At 32.5% G+C, this 17,941-nt stretch carries 15 protein-coding genes and 1 pseudogene; 6 read left to right on the top strand and 10 right to left on the bottom strand.

Annotated elements, in window-relative coordinates; translation table 11 throughout:
- Positions 1–14: 14 nt before the first annotated feature.
- Together EL082_RS02130 and EL082_RS02125 are read right to left on the bottom strand one after the other, a co-directional pair.
- Positions 15–602 (bottom strand): DUF2812 domain-containing protein, encoded by a 588-nt coding sequence (locus EL082_RS02130; protein ID WP_223266646.1) that lies wholly within the window; start codon positions 600–602, stop codon positions 15–17.
- The gene (locus EL082_RS02125; protein WP_002466723.1) at positions 595–924 is read right to left on the bottom strand and encodes a PadR family transcriptional regulator; all 330 of its coding nucleotides are present in this window, start codon (positions 922–924) and stop codon (positions 595–597) included. Before EL082_RS02125 ends, EL082_RS02130 begins: the two co-directional genes overlap by 8 nt.
- A 159-nt stretch (positions 925–1,083) precedes the next feature.
- On the opposite strand from EL082_RS02125, the gene EL082_RS02120 reads away from it, so the two are divergent.
- A complete protein-coding gene (locus tag EL082_RS02120) occupies positions 1,084–2,289 on the top strand; it encodes a putative multidrug effflux MFS transporter TcaB (RefSeq protein ID WP_002466722.1) in 1,206 nt (401 codons plus the stop codon).
- A gap of 66 nt (positions 2,290–2,355) precedes the next feature.
- Here the strand turns inward: EL082_RS02120 and EL082_RS02115 are convergent, their stop codons facing one another.
- Positions 2,356–2,835, bottom strand: coding sequence for a GyrI-like domain-containing protein (locus tag EL082_RS02115; RefSeq protein WP_002466724.1), 480 nt, complete (start codon positions 2,833–2,835; stop codon positions 2,356–2,358).
- Positions 2,836–3,000: 165 nt separating this feature from the next.
- Between EL082_RS02115 and EL082_RS02110 the strand changes: the two genes are divergently transcribed.
- Complete coding sequence (locus EL082_RS02110) at positions 3,001–3,615, top strand: C39 family peptidase (RefSeq protein WP_015364716.1); 615 nt, start codon at positions 3,001–3,003, stop codon at positions 3,613–3,615.
- A 55-nt stretch (positions 3,616–3,670) separates the two neighbouring features.
- On the opposite strand, the gene EL082_RS02105 is transcribed toward EL082_RS02110, so the two are convergent.
- On the bottom strand, positions 3,671–4,480 hold the full coding sequence (locus EL082_RS02105; RefSeq protein ID WP_002466720.1) for a metallophosphoesterase: 810 nt from the start codon (positions 4,478–4,480) through the stop codon (positions 3,671–3,673).
- Between the two features lie 356 nt (positions 4,481–4,836).
- Between EL082_RS02105 and EL082_RS02100 the strand changes: the two genes are divergently transcribed.
- Both EL082_RS02100 and EL082_RS02095 read left to right on the top strand, forming a co-directional pair.
- Positions 4,837–6,240: an amino acid permease gene (locus EL082_RS02100; protein WP_103286176.1), complete on the top strand. Its 1,404-nt coding sequence runs from the start codon at positions 4,837–4,839 to the stop codon at positions 6,238–6,240.
- Between the two features lie 125 nt (positions 6,241–6,365).
- A pseudogene (locus EL082_RS02095) lies at positions 6,366–8,549 on the top strand (cation:proton antiporter).
- A gap of 66 nt (positions 8,550–8,615) precedes the next feature.
- On the opposite strand, the gene EL082_RS02090 reads toward EL082_RS02095, so the two are convergent.
- A complete protein-coding gene (locus tag EL082_RS02090) occupies positions 8,616–10,445 on the bottom strand; it encodes an APC family permease (protein WP_002466462.1) in 1,830 nt (609 codons plus the stop codon).
- 254 nt (positions 10,446–10,699) lie between these two features.
- Here EL082_RS02090 and EL082_RS02085 point away from each other — a divergent pair, with 254 nt between their 5' ends.
- Together EL082_RS02085 and yidC are read left to right on the top strand one after the other, a co-directional pair.
- A complete protein-coding gene (locus tag EL082_RS02085; RefSeq protein WP_103286177.1) occupies positions 10,700–12,208 on the top strand; it encodes a serine hydrolase domain-containing protein in 1,509 nt (502 codons plus the stop codon).
- 141 nt (positions 12,209–12,349) lie between these two features.
- On the top strand, positions 12,350–13,162 hold the full coding sequence (gene yidC, locus EL082_RS02080; protein ID WP_002466468.1) for a membrane protein insertase YidC: 813 nt from the start codon (positions 12,350–12,352) through the stop codon (positions 13,160–13,162).
- 63 nt (positions 13,163–13,225) lie between these two features.
- On the opposite strand, the gene EL082_RS02075 is transcribed toward yidC, so the two are convergent.
- From EL082_RS02075 to EL082_RS02055, 5 genes are all read right to left on the bottom strand, one after another.
- Positions 13,226–14,077 (bottom strand): NAD-dependent epimerase/dehydratase family protein, encoded by an 852-nt coding sequence (locus EL082_RS02075; protein WP_002466459.1) that lies wholly within the window; start codon positions 14,075–14,077, stop codon positions 13,226–13,228.
- Between the two features lie 38 nt (positions 14,078–14,115).
- The gene (locus tag EL082_RS02070) at positions 14,116–14,589 is read right to left on the bottom strand and encodes a DUF1440 domain-containing protein (RefSeq protein ID WP_002466454.1); all 474 of its coding nucleotides are present in this window, start codon (positions 14,587–14,589) and stop codon (positions 14,116–14,118) included.
- 66 nt (positions 14,590–14,655) lie between these two features.
- Positions 14,656–15,105: a GNAT family N-acetyltransferase gene (locus EL082_RS02065; protein WP_002466465.1), complete on the bottom strand. Its 450-nt coding sequence runs from the start codon at positions 15,103–15,105 to the stop codon at positions 14,656–14,658.
- Between the two features lie 106 nt (positions 15,106–15,211).
- The gene (locus EL082_RS02060) at positions 15,212–16,144 is read right to left on the bottom strand and encodes a 2-dehydropantoate 2-reductase (protein ID WP_103286178.1); all 933 of its coding nucleotides are present in this window, start codon (positions 16,142–16,144) and stop codon (positions 15,212–15,214) included.
- A gap of 153 nt (positions 16,145–16,297) precedes the next feature.
- Entirely contained in the window at positions 16,298–17,701 is a 1,404-nt protein-coding gene (locus EL082_RS02055) for an MFS transporter (RefSeq protein WP_002466463.1), read from the bottom strand.
- Between the last annotated feature and the right edge of the window lie 240 nt (positions 17,702–17,941).

Below are 17,941 nucleotides of genomic sequence, written 5' to 3'. Positions count from 1 at the left end.
TTTGCCATTAAATTTTAAATATTGTTCTGTTTCAGTTTATTAATTTTAAATTGTAAAACTATTACTATCGATATTAGTGAAATAAATATTAAATGAAATGACAATCTCATTAATGCAAATGGTAATTCAAATAATATAGCTTTCCACATTAAATTTTTAGGCATATCCCATAAACCTGGAGTTAAAAATAGTTGGAAAGCATTTTGATGTTGAAAAATGTTAGATAAGTAAGTAGCTAAATAAATGATACATACAGAAGTTATTAGATTAACTATCCTTTGATAAAATGCTAATTTAGATTCATTATCCGAAAATAATTCATCATTACCATCCCGTTTCTTTTCCCAGTACTGATTGTTAACACCATGTGGTCTACCAGAAATATGATCCCATCCACATTCCTCATGTAAAGTGACATAATCATAAAAATCTCGCTTTTTTAAAGAACGATAATCTACCCTGACTACGTAATTTTCATCAGTTTCTATAAATTTATAAAATCCAAAAGTTGAAAAACTAACTAATTTATAGCCTTCATCAAGAATATTGTTAATCCATTTTTCTTCTTTAATTGGGTTTAAAAACATTCTGAATTTAGTCATTTTTTTCAATTTGATCACTTCCTGATTCATAAATATTCACCATTCTACGTAACCTATCATTTTCAATTTCTAAAATTTCTTTGCCAAGCTGAGTTATTTTATAAACCTTTCTACGTTCCTTTGATTCGCTAATCATGTTTATATATCCATTCTTTTGTAAATTTTCTAGTGCGCCATACAAAGTCCCTGCTGCAATATTTACATCACCATTACTCATTTCGTTAACTTGTTGCATAATTTTATAACCATGTGCTGGCTTGACTAATGATAATAAAATATAATGCATCGTTTCTGATAAAGGTAGCAGTTTGTATCTTTTCATAATAATCTACCTCACTTTCATTATATAGTTCTACTGTACAGTTAAACTATATAGTTAAACTGTATAAATGTCAAATACATAAAAATTTAAATTACTACATACAAATATGGTTAAAACATATATAATTTGTTCTATAACTTCTTTAAAAGGAGAATGATTATGCAAAATACAAGTGCCAAGCACTTCCCTTTCATATTAATTATCATTTTCGGTGTAATGACTACCTTTGGTCCTTTATCGATTGATATGTATTCACCATCGTTACCGAATGTGCAACATGCTTTTAGTTCAACGACATCTGAAATTCAATTAACGATTTCTTTTGCAATGATTGGCTTAGCACTTGGACAATTTTTCTTTGGTCCGTTATCAGATGCATTTGGTCGAAAAAAAATTGCTTTAACGATTCTAGTTATATATATGCTTGCATCCTTAATTGCGGTATTTACGACAGACTTATATTTCTTTCTATTTTTAAGATTGCTTCAAGGTTTAACAGCAGGTGGCTCTATTGTTATTGCAAAAGCATCTATCGGAGATAAATTTAGTGGTGACGAAATGGCTAAGTTTTTAACGTCACTTATGGTCGTTAATGGGATTATTACTATCATTGCACCATTACTCGGTGGATTCGCTCTAACCATATCTACTTGGAGAAGTATCTTTGTCATTCTGACAATAATCACAATCATCGTCATTATCGGCGTATTGATGAAAATGCCATCAACAGATCAATCCGAACGTAAAATATTAAACTATGGACGTATTTTTAAAGATTTTGGTCAGTTGTTAAAGAAACCATCATTTGTGATTCCAATGTTGTTACAAGGATTAACTTATGTCATGTTATTTAGTTATTCAGCCGCATCACCATTTATTACGCAAAAAATTTATAGCTTATCGCCACAACAATTTAGTATGATTTTAGCAGTCAATGGAATCGGCTTAATTCTAGTAAGTCAAATTGTGGCACTATTAGTTGAAAAGTTGAGTCGATACACGCTATTAATCTATTTAACACTAATCCAAATCATTGGGGTCGTATTGATTATTTTAACGTTAACAATGCATTGGCCTATTTGGATGTTAATCATCGCTTTCTTTTTAAATATAAGCCCGGTTACGTCTATCGGACCGTTAGGCTTTGCACTCGCTATGGAAGAACGAACTGGTGGTAGTGGCAATGCTTCAAGTTTATTAGGCTTATTCCAATTTATTTTAGGCGGTGTGATTTCACCATTAGTTGGTCTTAAAGGTCAATTTGACGCTTCACCATACCTAGTAATCATTTCAGTAACGGCAATATTATTAGTCATATTACAAGTCATTTATTTCAAACTTAATCCAACTAAATATCGTTCATAAAATAAAAAACGCAAGTGTGATGCTTTCAGACCTATAAGTCTGAAAGCATCTAACACTTGCGCTTTTTTATGATTTATTTTGTTCTATGGGTAACCAAATTTCAGTAATATAATTGTCGTCTTGCGTATCGCCTTCAGGATACAATTCGAAAAACGGTGCACGCTTTAACTGAATATTCTCAGTTGGAATCAATTCCTGATGAATTTGACGCATCGCTTGTCTAATGGATTGAGGTACTTTCCCTTTCGCATTGACCACAAGATAATCATTATCCTCTAGTTGATACGTTTCTAAACCGTCGTTTGGATTGGTCTCACAAGACACCCCAATCATATAATTCATTTTACCATCTTGTTGTGGTAAACAAAGACCAAGCAACCCATTAAGTGCTAGGTCACTTTTTTCTGCAAGTCTACGATCTAATCCCATAGACGTCACATCTTCCCAAAAATCAGGAATATTACTTTGAGCATGACCGCCACTTTTAAATTGACGTGTCACGCCAATAATATGTGTCGCTTTCATACTTTTAATTTGATAATCCATCTTTGACTCCCCTTAAAAATTTCTACTCCCATTTATTTATAACCTATCTTGGGATTGAATAACATTAAAATGATTATTTCTAAACATATCATTATCCAAAAAATGGTGCACGGTATATAATATTGAATATTATTTAAAGTGTATTTAAGTCGAAGGAGATTAACGATGAACCAAACTATATTACCTGTTAAACCGATGAGTCAGTTATTTCCAATACCAATGATTATGGGCTGTGAAGGCGTATCAGCGTCTATGATGCTTCACTATAATGAACAACCTGTTAAAGCTACAGACATTATGAAAAATTGGCCCACCCACCCAAACAATCCATATAAAGGTTATGTTGGTCATCATTTACTTGTTAAATTTGGCTATCACCAAACCATTTTCCCAAAAGCCTATGTTCCGTTTTTACAAAAATACAACTCACATATCATTGACGGCACAGGTACTAGCTTGGCTGAATTAGAAAAGATCATTGATAAACGACAACCTATTGTGATTTATCATACGAGTTTAGGTGCTCGACCAATGCGTCGTAGCTTCAAATTTGATGGTCGTAAAATTCGTCTGGTTTCGAATATCCATGTCACATTACTAATTGGCTATGATGATCAACACTATTATTATATAGACCCACTATGGAGTCATATAAAGAAAGGTGTTATTGTTCCAGCTATCTTCCCTAATCAAAAACAAATCATTAAAATTAAGAAATCTAAAATGGAACGCAGTTTTAATGCCCCAGGGCGCATGTGTTTATACGTTGATCCTAAATAATCAATATCAAAAACACTTCGCTAACACCCACTATTATTTTGAGTGTTAGCGATTTTTAAATGATAAAGTCCATTAGTGCATGATTCATTTCCTGAGAAATATCATCTGTACGCCATTGACGTTGATATCCTAAACATGGACATAAATAGTGTATACCCTTATCCATCAAAGTTTTTCTAAAATGAACGTGCCCCATAATACTATATTGAATATTGTTAGTTTGGTATATATGATTGAAGTCTTTGGTTCCGATATAAGCATTAAAGAAATCAAAAATACGATGTGGTGTTGGCACTACGAAAGCAGGATGTGTAACAACATGTGTTACTAAAATAATCTTACGTGTGCCAACTTGTTCTATATCCGCTTCCACTTGTTGCGCCGCTTGTAATGACAAATCTTTATCCGTCATATCACAATCCATTCTCACTTTATCTTGCCAAGTTGCACCATAATGTTTACCTCGTTCTAATTTCTCGAATGAAAATTGGTCATTAGCAAATGAGTAATCATACCATCCTGTATGCCCCACTATTGCCCAATCATCATTAATAATATACGGTTGTTTAATCAAACACGTGTCTTGTTGTGTATAAATGTCGAAAATGTCTTGTGAACTTTTATCTGTACCATCAGACCATAAATCATGATTCCCAGGTACAAATAATATTGGGATATTTAGCGTTTCTTTTAAGTCATTGATAAATTGAATCACTTGTCGATAGTCATTTGAAATGTCACCTGCAATGACGAGTAACTCTATATTTCTTTTGATTACCACATCAACTAAACTATCCAAATAATGTTGCACGGTTAATTTGGGGTGTCGATCAACATGTAAATCTGAAATCGCACCTATTCTCATTTTACATTCCTTCTTCACATATTATTTATCATTGTTAATCATTATTACATATCTCTTTTTTGATTCAAAAAACTATGATTGATAATCATTATCACCATATCATTTCAAAAATTATTATTTTATCTTTATAATAGTTATGTTTTCGAAAATTAATTACTATTGAAAGTACCCCTATTTAACAGAATTATGTGATTATTCAAAAAAGTCATAAGTAATATTTATCATACAAAGCCTAATAAATGTATTTACTTATATTTTGAAAATTAATTGCTTTATTACAACTATTTCTATAGTATTAATAAAAAGAAAACGCTTTCACAAAAAATGTTTATTTTGCTTTCCTGAGGAGGAACATTATGGCAAGACAACTACATAGAGAGTTGAATAACAGACATATCCAATTAATTGCAATTGGGGGTGCAATTGGTACGGGGCTATTCTTAGGTTCTGGACAGACGATTTCACTTACAGGACCTTCTCTGTTATTCACATATATGATTATCGGAATGATACTTTTTGCTTTTATGCGTGCTTTAGGGGAATTATTATTAAGTAATACGAAATTCAATTCATTTGTTGATATAGCCAATGAATACATCGGACCTTTCGGTGGTTTCGTGATTGGTTGGACTTATTGGATTTGTTGGATTGTTTCGAGTATGTCTGACTTAACAGCAATGGGACAATATTTCGCCTTTTGGTATCCACAAGTACCTCACTGGCTAACAGTATTATTCATTGTATTAATTTTAATTTCGTTTAACTTACTCGGTGCAAGACTATTTGGAGAATTAGAGTTCTGGTTCTCAATTATTAAAGTAGTTACAATTGTCGCTATGATTATTGTAGGTTTAGTATTGATATTCTTTTCTTTCAAAACACATTACGGGCATGCATCATTTACTAACCTAGTTAAACATGGCGGTATGTTCCCACATGGTGCATTTGGGTTCTTAATGTCATTCCAAATTGCTGTGTACTCATTTATAGGTATAGAATTAATTGGGGTTACAGCTGGGGAAACAAAAGATCCTCAGAAAACGATTCCTAAAGCTATCAATAACGTACCTATTCGTATTTTATTATTCTATATTGGTGGACTACTCGTTATCATGTCCGTCATTCCATGGAATGGTATCGATCCAGATAGCAGTCCATTCGTGAAATTATTTACATTGATTGGTATTCCATTTGCCGCTGGTATTGTTAACTTCGTAGTATTAACAGCTGCCGCTTCTGCGACAAATAGTGGTATTTATTCAAACAGTCGTATTCTATTCGGCTTATCTAAACAAGGTCTAGGACCAAAAGTGTTAAGTAAAACCAATTCAAATGGTGTTCCTTACTTATCAATGTTCGTGTCATCATTTACTTTATTGGTCGCAGCACTACTTAACTTTATCTTTCCAGATGCCATTCAATTATTTATATATGTCACTACGCTATCGACAGTATTGTTCTTAGTTGTATGGGCAATGATTATTGTTTCTTATATTATTTATGTTAAAAAGAATCCACAAGAACATAAAGACAATAAGTTTAAATTGATTGGAGGACAAGCTACAGCATACGTTGTATTAGCATTCTTTGCGTTTGTATTCATTTTATTATTCTTTAGTGATGATACTAGAGCTGCTATCTTTATTTCACCATTCTGGTTCATCTTCTTATACTTCTACTATAAAAAGTATAAAAATAACGCTAAAGACTTAGCTGATAAGCAACGCTTATCTGATCAAAAACACGTAGAAAACACATAATAATTATATTATTATAAGGTATAATCGATTTTGTCGATTATACCTTTTTTTGTCTAATTTGTTTAAATTGTAAATGTGAAAATATAAGGTAGAATAATATATATCATTATTACAAGGAGATTTCTATGGAATTATTAGAAGCTTTTATTATCTTTATAATTGCAGTAGTGATTAGTTCGATTATACATAATCGATTTCCTAAAATCCCTACTGCTTTTATACAAATCGCGTTAGGTGTGGCCATCTTCACCTTACCTATCCCCATTCATTTTGATTTCGATTCTGAGGTCTTTATGATGGCTGTCATTGCACCTTTACTATTCGTTGAAGGTACGCATGTTTCAAGAACGAAATTACTTGAATATAAAAAACCAATTATTCTAATGGCTATGGCTTTAGTATTTACTACCGTTATTGGTGTAGGTTTCTTTATTCATTGGATCTGGCCTAATTTACCAATGCCAGCTGCCTTTGCTATTGCAGCAATTCTATGCCCAACAGACGCAGTTGCTGTATCAGCTATCACAAAAGGGAAAGTCTTACCTAAAGGATCAATGTCCATACTTGAAGGTGAATCACTTTTAAATGATGCTGCCGGTATTATTTCATTTAAAATTGCTGTTACAGCTTTAGTCACAGGTGCCTTTTCAGCTGTAAATGCGATAGAGCAATTTATCGTGTCTACAATTATTGGTATTTTAATTGGAATTATTGTAGGTTCAGTGGTTGTCAGATTACGTATTTACTTAACTGCTAACAAAGGTATGAAAGACAATAATACTTTAACATTCATTCAATTACTTACACCATTTGCTGTTTACTTTATTGCAGAGTTGTTCCATGCATCAGGCATTATCGCAGTTGTTGTTGCAGGTCTTTTACATGGTTGGGAACGCGATCGACTCATTCGTGCACAAACTGAACTACAAATGAGCTACTCGCAAATTTGGAATACGTTGAGTTATGCCCTAAACGGATTCGTATTCGTGGTATTGGGATTCATCGTTCCTGAAGTTGTCATCCAAATCATCAAAGTAGAACCAGATAATATTAAATTCTTAATATTGATTAGTTTGCTTATTGCACTAGCTATTTATGTTGTTCGTTTTATCTGGGTGTTCTTACTATACAAAGATTTCTATTATCCAAATCACTTACAACGTTACTTGGAAGACACGGATATCGCTGAAGAACAACCACCAAGCCGTATACGTTATTCATTTATTATGACAATGTGTGGTATACACGGAACAATTTCATTATCCATGGCCTTAACATTGCCAACGATTATCAATAACCACCAAACCTTCGAGTATCGAAATGATTTATTATTCATCGCTTCATTAATGGTACTTATCAGCTTAATAATGGCGCAAGTGGTATTACCTTTCATCACAGAATCAGAGAAATCAACAGAAAATGAAGGTATGACCTATCAATCAGCAAAAATTTTCATTATGCAAGCGGTTATAAGTCGCCTTAAAGAACTATCTGAAAAGAATAAAGACATTGATTATAGACCTGTATTAACACAATATTATGGAGAAATGTCATTCCTAATTAATGCAGAACCAGATAATCAAAATACTAAAGAATTACATCGTTTAGCAGAAATTGCTGAGGAAGAAGAAACTGCCACATTAGAATGACTTATCAATAAAGGCAAGATCAATTCACAAGAGTTGAATAACTATAGAAATGTTAAAGAACTTACTAATTCCTATAAAGAAGCTTCTTTTGTAAAGAAAATTTCACGCTTCTTTAAAATGTTCTATCTTCGTTTTAAAGCAAGAAAGAATTTACGTAAACAAGAGTATGATCGATTTAAAAAGGAACATGCTCATAAAGATCATGTCTCACCAAGCAAATCAAATCAAACTGAAAATAATTCGCAACATCACAATGAAGAAGCACAACTTGACCGTACAGAAATGTTAAAAGTTTATCAAAATGATTTGAAAAAGGTGCAACAAATTTTACGTATCGTTAATCATCATATTATTTTACGTATGCAAAAAGAGCAAAATGCTTCAAACGTGTTAGAAGTAAGTTTAGTTGTTGATCAATATCACACCTTATCTCGTGCCTTACGTAATCGACGTAAAGGTAATAAAAATAAAGATAAATCAAACCAAACTTCTAAAGAATTAACAACTGAAGCGCAACAAAATATTCACCTCCAAGCTATTTATGCTGAACGTGAATATTTAGATGCTTTAATTAAACGTAATCAACTATCACGTAAAGTGGCAAGTCAATTACGGGAAAATATCAACTACAATGAAATAGTATTTGCAGAGAAATATTAACTATATGTCTCAAACTAAAAGCCGTCGCACTTATTAAATAATTGATGAGTGCGACGGCTTTTTAATTTATTTTTTTAGTTTAAATGGAATTGTACATAATATCACGTTCTTTTGATAAATTAAATGCATTTTTAATCGTAAACTCGTTTGGTTGTGTAATAAATGATGCCAAGGTTTCTTAGGAATAAATTCCGGAACAACCACCGTGATTAAATAATTTTGATCTTCGGCTTTACGATGTATTTTATCAATAAATCGTGATATCGGTCTGATGATACTTCTATATTCTGAATGTAAAATAATAAGTCTAACGTCAGGAAAGTGTTGCTTCCATTTTTCTTGGAATGCTTTTTCATCTTCATCACCAAATGAAACGTGCACTGCAATCACGTCATTATTCGCTAACATTTGTGCATAATAAATTGATTTATCAACCACAGTCGTAATACTCATAATCGGTACAATCGCTAAACTACGATCTACTACTGGTACGTCATGGACATCTAAATCAGAACGTAATTGCTCTGCGACATTACGATAATGAATTTTAATTCTTACAAATACAGATACGAAGAATGGTAAGAATAATAAAATGGGCCAAACATGACTGAATTTAGTAATCAAGAATATCATAAATACTACAAATGTAATCGTACCACCTAATGTATTAACTGCTAATTTAGCCTGCCAACCTTTTGGTCGTTCTCTAAACCATTTTAATACCATACCAAATTGCGCTAATGTAAATGGAATGAACACACCTACTGCATATAATGGAATTAAATTTTCAGTTTTACCTTTAAATAAGATAATTAATATAATCGCAAAAATACCTAACACTAGAATTGAGTTAGAATAACCTAATCTGTCCCCTCTAACTGTAAACATTCTAGGCATGTATTTATCTTTAGACATAGATGCCGCTAACATTGGAAATGCTGTAAAACCAGTATTTGCTGCTAATACTAAAATCAATACTGTTGTAGCTTGTACAAAATAGAATGCCACATTGTCACCAAAGATTTGTGTTGCTAATTGTGATAGAACTGTAGTCTCAGTCTGTGGCATAATGCCATATACATAAGCTAATCCTACGATACCTACTAATAGGAATGCTAAAATACTACCCATTGTGACTAACGTTTTTACAGCATTTTTAGGTGCTGGGTCTTTAAAGTTTGTCACCGCATTTGAAATAGCCTCTACCCCTGTTAAAGAAGAAGCCCCTGAAGAAAATGCTTTTAATAGTAAAAAGAGTGTCACGCCGTGTACTGCTGTTCCTACTGAAGATTGCATATGGGGTTGAATGTCACCTGTTGCAACACGCCACGTTCCCACTACAATTAATGCAACCAATCCAATTATGAATAAGTACACTGGATAAGATAACACAGTAGCCGATTCAGTTAGACCTCTTAAATTTAATATCAAAATAACTAATACTAATAAACATGCTATGAGTACTTTGTAATCATATAAATTTGGAAATGCAGCTACAAACGCATCTGCACCGGAGGATATACTAACTGCTACGGTTAAAATATAATCGACCAATAACGAACCACCAGCAAGAAGTCCCCATTTCTCTCCTAAGTTCGTTTTTGATACCATATATGCTCCGCCACCTTTAGGGTAAGCATATATCACTTGGCGATATGATAATATCAATGCAGCTAATAAAATCAGAACGCCTGCAGCAATAGGTAATGTATACCAAGACGCTACTGCGCCTACAACAGATAATGTAATTAATATCTGTTCTGGACCATAAGCTACTGATGATAATGCATCTGATGATAAAATGGCTAATGCTTTAAATTTAGTGATTTTTTCGTTTTTCAAGTCCCTATTCTTTTTGGGACGCCCAATTAAAAGTCTTTTAATTTGATTAAACATAACACTACTACCTCTTTGTATGTTGATGGATAAACTATACTCCCAACATTGAAAATTGTATAGGTTAACACTATATCTTTTTACTAACTATATACTACTTTAGAGTATTATAACACTTTTTATTCATTCATTTTTCTAATCATCTGTTATTCATAAAATAAATCCTTTAACTCGCTAAAACATTTCAAAACCTGCTATAATAAATTACACAAAATTAACAACGACACAACATTAAATAATAAAGGATTAGAATCATGAAAAAGAAACCATTCATCATCACTGTTTTAATGATGATTGCCATACTCATTGCTGTGATCATTACGAAACATTTTTGGGCATATAATAAAAATGAAACATTACTCACTCAATCGTCTCAAAATTATATTGATACAATTGTAAAATCAGACATGAAATCTGGCGATATACCTGGCGCTTCAATATTAATCATAAAAGATAACAAAGTCTTTTTAAATAAAGGTTACGGTTATGCAAATGTCGAGAAGAAAATTAAAGCAAAGCCTACAACACGATATGAAATTGCATCAAATACCAAAGCATTTACAGGATATGCCATTTTAGAATTAGCTAAAAATGGCAAACTTAGCCTTAATGATCATGTATCTAAATATATTCCAGGCTTTTATATGAAATACGATGGTAAAAAACAAGACATCACGATTAAACAATTGCTTGGTCAGAAAAGTGGTATACCCGAAGATATTACAAGTGAGGATCAAACCGAGGTATATGGTGACTCTATCAAAAATTTAGTTCAAAGTATCAAAGGCAAGGAACTCAATCATAAACCTGGAGACACATTTGAATATTCCAATATGAATTACGATGTATTAGGTCTCATTATTCAGAACGTATCTAAAGAATCTTATAACACGTATATTAAAGATCATATTTTAGAGCCGCTACATATGGAACACACAACATTTAAAAAGACAAACTCTAAAAATAAGCACGAAGCCGTTGGTTATGAACAATCAGGTGGAACGATTAAAAAAAGTGCACCTTCATTCAATATTGGCGATACACCTTCAGCCTTTTTAATGTCTAATACAAAGGATTTAGAACATTGGATTAAAATGCAATTAGCACCATCATCTAAAACAAAAGATATTGTTAAAGCCTCTCAAATAACAATAAATGAATCACAAGGTGAAGATGATGCCAATGGTTATGCTGCTGGATGGTTCACTAATTCACACGCAGATTATGTATACCATACCGGTACACTTGATAACTATTCATCAGTTATATTGCTCAATCCTAAAAAATCATATGGTATCGTCGTATTAGCAAATATGAATTCTAATAAAGTAACACAACTCGCTGACCATTTGAATGCACAAGTCATGAACCACAAACACTATACAACGATTGAGACAAAAATAGATCAAGCTCACAATATGAACGTCATCATCTCTATCATATCCATGATAGGCGTTATTATAAGTCTCTACTTTATCTTACGTCGCTTATTTGCCATCAAACACGGCAAATACATGGTCCAAAGAAGCAAAGTTTCACTATATGCTTTTATTTTAGTCATGGTAGTATTCGTATTAATAAGTGTTGCGATTTATTTATTACCGTACTTTGTCTTAGGCAATAATAGTTGGTCGTTTGTGATGACATGGTTACCTGCACACGCAAAATGGGCTTTATTTAGCTTTTATAGTTGTATCATCTTAATTACTATATTACTTGTAATCATCATTTTAAGTCAGAAACGCACACTTCATTCTAACTAACATTTATGTTTAAAAAATGAACAGTTAAGAATAAGTAACCAAAACGATGTTCAAAGTTTGTTATATTAGATTAAAATTGTATGTAATGATTGATTTCATACCTTTAAAACAAAGATATTTCATATGAAAAGGAAGTCAATGATGGCCAAACGAATTTCTCTATTATTAATCACTGTTTTATGTTTATCAGGATGTGACTATTCAAAATCTGATAATCGTACAGGATTGTTTTATAATACATTTGTACAACCTATGGATCGGTTATTACATTTATTTGGCCGATTATTTAATTATAACTACGGTTTAGCTATTATAGCTATTGTCTTAATCGTGCGTTTTATTTTATTACCATTTATGCTTATTCAAGTAAAAAATATGCATATCATGCGTGAGAAAACGAAGGTCGTTCAACCTCAAATTGATAAAATTAGAGAGAAGATTAAAGAAGCAGATTCTCAAGAGGAACGAAACGCAGCAAATCAACTATTGATGAAAAAATATAAGCAATATGGTATCAATCCATTTAAAAATATTATCGGTTGTTTCCCTGTCATTATACAAATCCCTATCCTTATGGGATTATATATGAGTTTAAAATATCCAAGTAGTGATGGTATTACAAAATATCCACACTTTTTATGGTTTAATTTAACCGAACCGAATATTATGATGACGCTAATAGCAGCACTCATGTATTTGATTCAACCTTTAGTGAATTCAATTCATTATCCTAAAAATGAACGTAAAACGTATTATGTGATGATGATTTTATCACCTATCTTCATTACTTATGCATCTTTACATTCCGCTTCAGCTTTAGGACTATATTGGTCGTTAAGTGCGGCATTTCTAATCATCCAAATGCATTTTGCGCATCGTCATTATGCCAAGGTTGGACGGTCAGAAGCACAACAACTAAGACAATCATTAGAGCAACATAAAGAACAACGTTAAAACTCATTCATAGTAAAAAGCACGACTTAAACCATTAGGCTAAGTCGTGCTTTTTCATATACGCTATTTAATTGGGTTCATTCCATCTTTCCAAGTTGAGTAAATTAATTTACCACCTTGTGCTTTGAACTTATCGTTAGTAATACCACGTTCAAATGGTTGTGCAGGTTGAATGTTAATTTCTGGATCAACATTTAATTGTTGTTTATACCATTCTGCAAAATCTGATCCTTTAACAGGCTCGTCATCTGCCACGTTATAAATACCATTATCAAAGTTTAAAGCTTGAATTGACGTTTCAACTGCATCATCTAGATGTACAAATGATGTAACACCATCTGATAATGTAACGTTACCATCTACGAATTGATTGTATATCATACCATCTTTACCGTACCATGTACCAGGTCCGTATAACCAACCAAATCTTAATACAACATATTCATCCATACGAGATGTTTCTTCCTCAAGTCCAATTACACCATCAACTGTTACTTTACGGTCACCACTTGATTCTAAATCTAATGGTGTTTCTTCTGTAGCAAGGCCTTCCCCTGCTTCGTACATAAAGCCTATACTTTGTGCGATGACTTTTTTAACATTGTATTTCTGAGCTGCATCGATTAAGTTTTTAGAACCTTCGACACGAACTTTAGTATTGGCTGCCATATCTACATTTTTTAAATCTGTAATTTGATTAATAATAATCTCTGGTTGGAAATCCGCAATTGCTGATTCAATCGTATCGTATTTCAAAATATCTCCGACATACGCTTTGACATTTGCTGATTCTAATTTATGTTTACCATTTTCAGATGTTGTAAAGCCAGCTACATCGTGACCTTCTTCTAATAATCTTTTTGTTAATTTGGTACCGATTAAACCAGTTGCACCAGTTACAAATATTTTACTCATAGTCTCACCTTTTCTCTATTTATATAGGGGGTATTTAATTACTTGCTAGACGAGTGTACAAAATCTATCGTATTCATCCAAATAATATGCCCAAGCAATTCTGAAAACCTTTCTTCTTTAGGTAAATCTTCTACTTTAGGTGTTAATGATAATTTTGGTAGTAGGTATTCATGAAAGGCTATGTTTACTAACACACCAAAAATACTTCCTCTTAATACTTTTACTTGAGGACATTTTTCTGCAAGTAGTGCATATCCTAATGCATTCGCTATAGAAAATCCATAATGAACACCCATTATTGTGAGTGGAATCTCATTACCGTTATAATGATAACTTGCATGTTTAACATTCTCCGGTAAATCTAATTGATGAAGCATTGTCATTGGTGGTGGCTCTTCATCACGCTCTGGCGTTCTAGGTGGTAATAATGCTTCCCAACCCATTTTAACAGCGCCTCCTAAGAAGCCACCAACCAGACCAGTCATAATTACTTTCTTGTATGATATAGACATACAAACATCTCCTTAAACTTATCTTTCCTTTTATCATTACCCTTTCATATATACTTAAGACACAATTTATAAATCCTTTTTAAGTATTTTCATGTCTTTGAGCAATTTTCCATTGTCATAAATAGGCTGTTCATATTGGCTAATAAAGAAATTTTTTCTAATATCATAGTCTTCAAAGCCTAATCGATAATAAAAGTTGAGCGTACTTTCAGTGTCACTAGTACCAACATACATTGTCATGTTTCGATATTTATTAAATAACCATGTCATTAGGTAAGTACCTTGTCCTTTTCTGCGATATAAAGGATGAACAGCAATGTTTTTCAGCTCTATCTCTGCATCAGATAATTTTTCTACTGCTGCAATAGCTAGTGTTTGGGATTGGTGATGATCACTAAGTAAATAGACCTGACATTGATTAATATATTGTTCTATTGCCTGTTTTTCAGGATCTGCTAATAATAGTAAATTCATATATTTTTTGACCACCGTATTTTCTAATTCATTAACGATCATATACTCACCTCAAATATTAGAATGTCACACGTCATTTTTCAGTTTAAAAAAGCTTATAAGCAATTCATGGATTTTGCTTATAAGCTTAATAAAAGGTTTCTTACATTTATTGTGCATCTAATTGTTGTTCTTTAGCATGAATCATATTAGCTACGAAATGATTGACTGGTGCATCGATATGGTGTTCCATTCCCAAACGAGCAACCGCACCATTAATATAGTCAATTTCAGTTTTACGATGATTGTTTATTAAATCTTGGTACATCGAAGGATAATGTGGACCTACTTTATCATTTAAGTCGATGAGATATTCAAACACTTCATCTAAGTTCAAATGTACATCATCAATCGTTGCTACGTGCACAATTTCCTGGGTAATTTTATAAATAAGGTTTTTAGCATCATCGCTTTGATTTAACGTTGCTAAATTACATTCTAAAATTGTACATAGTGCATTGGCTGTCCCATTCACACAAATTTTCTTCCATATAGATTGATGTAAATCATCACTCAATACACCATTTAGCTCTGCCTGATTCAAAATGTCTACGATTGTTTTTACGTTATCAGTACCCTCTGTAACTAATGCACCTACTTCAACTGGGCCACTACCCATTAGATGCGTATAACCTGGACTTTCGATACCTGCTGTCCAAGTTGTTACACCTCTCACAATTTGTGGTAATTCGACATATTGCTCAATCAAACGCTCATGTTTTAGCCCATTCATCGTACATACTACGATGGTTGATTGATTTATATGTGTTTGTATATAATCTAACACCTCTTTAAGCTGCATTGATTTTGGAAATAAAAATACAACATCATATAACACATCTTCAGGTATGTCTCTAGAATCATACATTGGTATTTCTAAATGACAATGTTCACCATTAATATCTATGTGTAATCCATTCGTTTGAATTGCCTTAACATGTGATTCCCAACTGTCTATTAGCGTTACATCATATCCATTTTGGAATAATTTAGCACCAAATCCACTTCCTAATGCACCTGAACCTGCAATAGCTATCTTCATTCCAATCCCTCATTCCTCGATAAAGTTACCTTTAAAATACTATTTAAGACTAACATCGTCAATGAACATAACTTAATTTTCATAATTTTCTAACATTAAAATTAATGCTATAAAAAAGGTCGAAACTTTTTCGTTTCGACCTTTCACTAGTAATTATAAATTTCTTGCTTTCTTTGGAACTAATAATAAAATGGCGAAGAATGCAATGATGGCAATGACCGCATTTAAAATCACACCCATAAAGCCGCCTAATTCCATATTCATTTGTGATGCAAACACACCATATATTGTTCCTGAAATAGCAACACCAAATGCATTACCTAAAGATGATGCCATTTTATAAACACCTGAAGCAACACCCACTTTTTCGTCAGGCGCTTGTGCTACAGCTGTATCTGTAGATGGAGTGGCATAGATACCTAGGCCAGTACCAAATAATAAATAACCAATGACACTAGACGTAATATACCAAGGTTCTGGTAAAAACGTTAATGACAGTAATACTAAACCAAGTGCAGTAATTCCGCTACCCATTAATAACGGACGTTTAGGACCAAGTGCTTGTAGTATTTTTTCACCTACACGAATCATAATTAATACTGCTATCAAATAAGTTAATGAAATCATACCTGTTTGTGATTCATTAAAATCTAATTGTTGTTGATAGTAGGTATTAACAACAATGAGTGTCCCACCTGCAACACCATTCAACATAAAGTTAGAAACTGTTGCACCACTATATCCTTTATTTGAGAACAAACTAAAATCTACTAAAGGATATTTAATCTTATTTTCATAGATAATAAAGCCGATAAGTGAAACAATGAAAACCACGATTAGACTTAAAATAATGGGTGAGAATAAGCCTAGTTTAGATGTTTGCGTAATAATCACGTTGATACTTAACATACAAATAATCAAGATCATTAAGCCAACAATATCGAATTTCTTTTTCTCACCATTTTCAGTGATAACTGGTTCAGCTTTTGTTTCAGGTGTATGTTTAATTAAATACATTGATAATAATGTTAATACAATAGAAACGATGAAGATGGTTCTCCAACCAAAGTGCGTTGACATTAAGCCACCAAAGAGTGTACAAATACCACTACCACCCCATGATCCAATTGACCAATAACTTAACGCTCTTTGTCTCGCTGTACCAATATAATATTGGTTAATAATAGCTAGTGTTGCTGGCATAATACATGCAGCAGACAACCCTTGGAATATTCTTCCAGCAATTAAAAATGGTGTAAATGGCGTGATAATAATTAACAAAGAACCAATAATATTTAAAATTAATCCAATATATGTGACTTTCACACGACCAAATTTGTCCGCAAAGTCACCGGCACCTACAATAAATAAGCCTGACATTAAAGCTGTAAGACTGACTGCTATGTTAATCGTACCGATATCACTTTGATATGTAGATTGCAAAGGGACAACTAGATTCACAAGTGTTTGTGCGAATAACCAAAAGGTAATCACACCTAAAATGATACCAAGAAGAAGCCTATTATCTCCTTCAAATTCTCTTGAAGCTTTGTTCATAAAATATCAATTCCTCCTACAAAAAACACTTTCCAACTTTTACTTACTTGGTTTTAAATCGACTTAATGCTATGACCTTTGATTTAATAACAATCTCTTTCCTTCTATTTGTCTAAATTATTAATCTGTTTATATAAATCGATTTAATACTTCTTTACCTTTACCCTTTAATTTCTTTTAATATTTAGAATATTTGTATATATAAATCTATATTTTACACCAATTACTTTTATTTTTCCA

It is taken from the genome of Staphylococcus warneri (genome assembly GCF_900636385.1).
GTDB classification, from domain to species: Bacteria; Bacillota; Bacilli; order Staphylococcales; family Staphylococcaceae; genus Staphylococcus; species Staphylococcus warneri.
This window is presented reverse-complemented; position numbering and strand designations above follow the sequence as displayed.

Excerpts from the sequence above, each read along its gene's own strand:
- EL082_RS02055 (WP_002466463.1), bottom strand. The coding sequence starts at position 17,701 with ATGAACAAAGCTTCAAGAGAATTTGAAGGAGATAATAGGCTTCTTCTT.
- EL082_RS02075 (WP_002466459.1), bottom strand. The coding sequence starts at position 14,077 with ATGAGTAAAATATTTGTAACTGGTGCAACTGGTTTAATCGGTACCAAA.
- EL082_RS02090 (WP_002466462.1), bottom strand. The coding sequence starts at position 10,445 with ATGTTTAATCAAATTAAAAGACTTTTAATTGGGCGTCCCAAAAAGAAT.
- EL082_RS02100 (WP_103286176.1), top strand. The coding sequence starts at position 4,837 with ATGGCAAGACAACTACATAGAGAGTTGAATAACAGACATATCCAATTA.
- EL082_RS02085 (WP_103286177.1), top strand. The coding sequence starts at position 10,700 with ATGAAAAAGAAACCATTCATCATCACTGTTTTAATGATGATTGCCATA.
- EL082_RS02065 (WP_002466465.1), bottom strand. The coding sequence starts at position 15,105 with ATGATCGTTAATGAATTAGAAAATACGGTGGTCAAAAAATATATGAAT.
- EL082_RS02120 (WP_002466722.1), top strand. The coding sequence starts at position 1,084 with ATGCAAAATACAAGTGCCAAGCACTTCCCTTTCATATTAATTATCATT.
- EL082_RS02125 (WP_002466723.1), bottom strand. The coding sequence starts at position 924 with ATGAAAAGATACAAACTGCTACCTTTATCAGAAACGATGCATTATATT.
- EL082_RS02130 (WP_223266646.1), bottom strand. The coding sequence starts at position 602 with ATGACTAAATTCAGAATGTTTTTAAACCCAATTAAAGAAGAAAAATGG.
- EL082_RS02110 (WP_015364716.1), top strand. The coding sequence starts at position 3,001 with ATGAACCAAACTATATTACCTGTTAAACCGATGAGTCAGTTATTTCCA.
- EL082_RS02060 (WP_103286178.1), bottom strand. The coding sequence starts at position 16,144 with ATGAAGATAGCTATTGCAGGTTCAGGTGCATTAGGAAGTGGATTTGGT.
- EL082_RS02105 (WP_002466720.1), bottom strand. The coding sequence starts at position 4,480 with ATGAGAATAGGTGCGATTTCAGATTTACATGTTGATCGACACCCCAAA.
- EL082_RS02115 (WP_002466724.1), bottom strand. The coding sequence starts at position 2,835 with ATGGATTATCAAATTAAAAGTATGAAAGCGACACATATTATTGGCGTG.
- yidC (WP_002466468.1), top strand. The coding sequence starts at position 12,350 with ATGGCCAAACGAATTTCTCTATTATTAATCACTGTTTTATGTTTATCA.
- EL082_RS02070 (WP_002466454.1), bottom strand. The coding sequence starts at position 14,589 with ATGTCTATATCATACAAGAAAGTAATTATGACTGGTCTGGTTGGTGGC.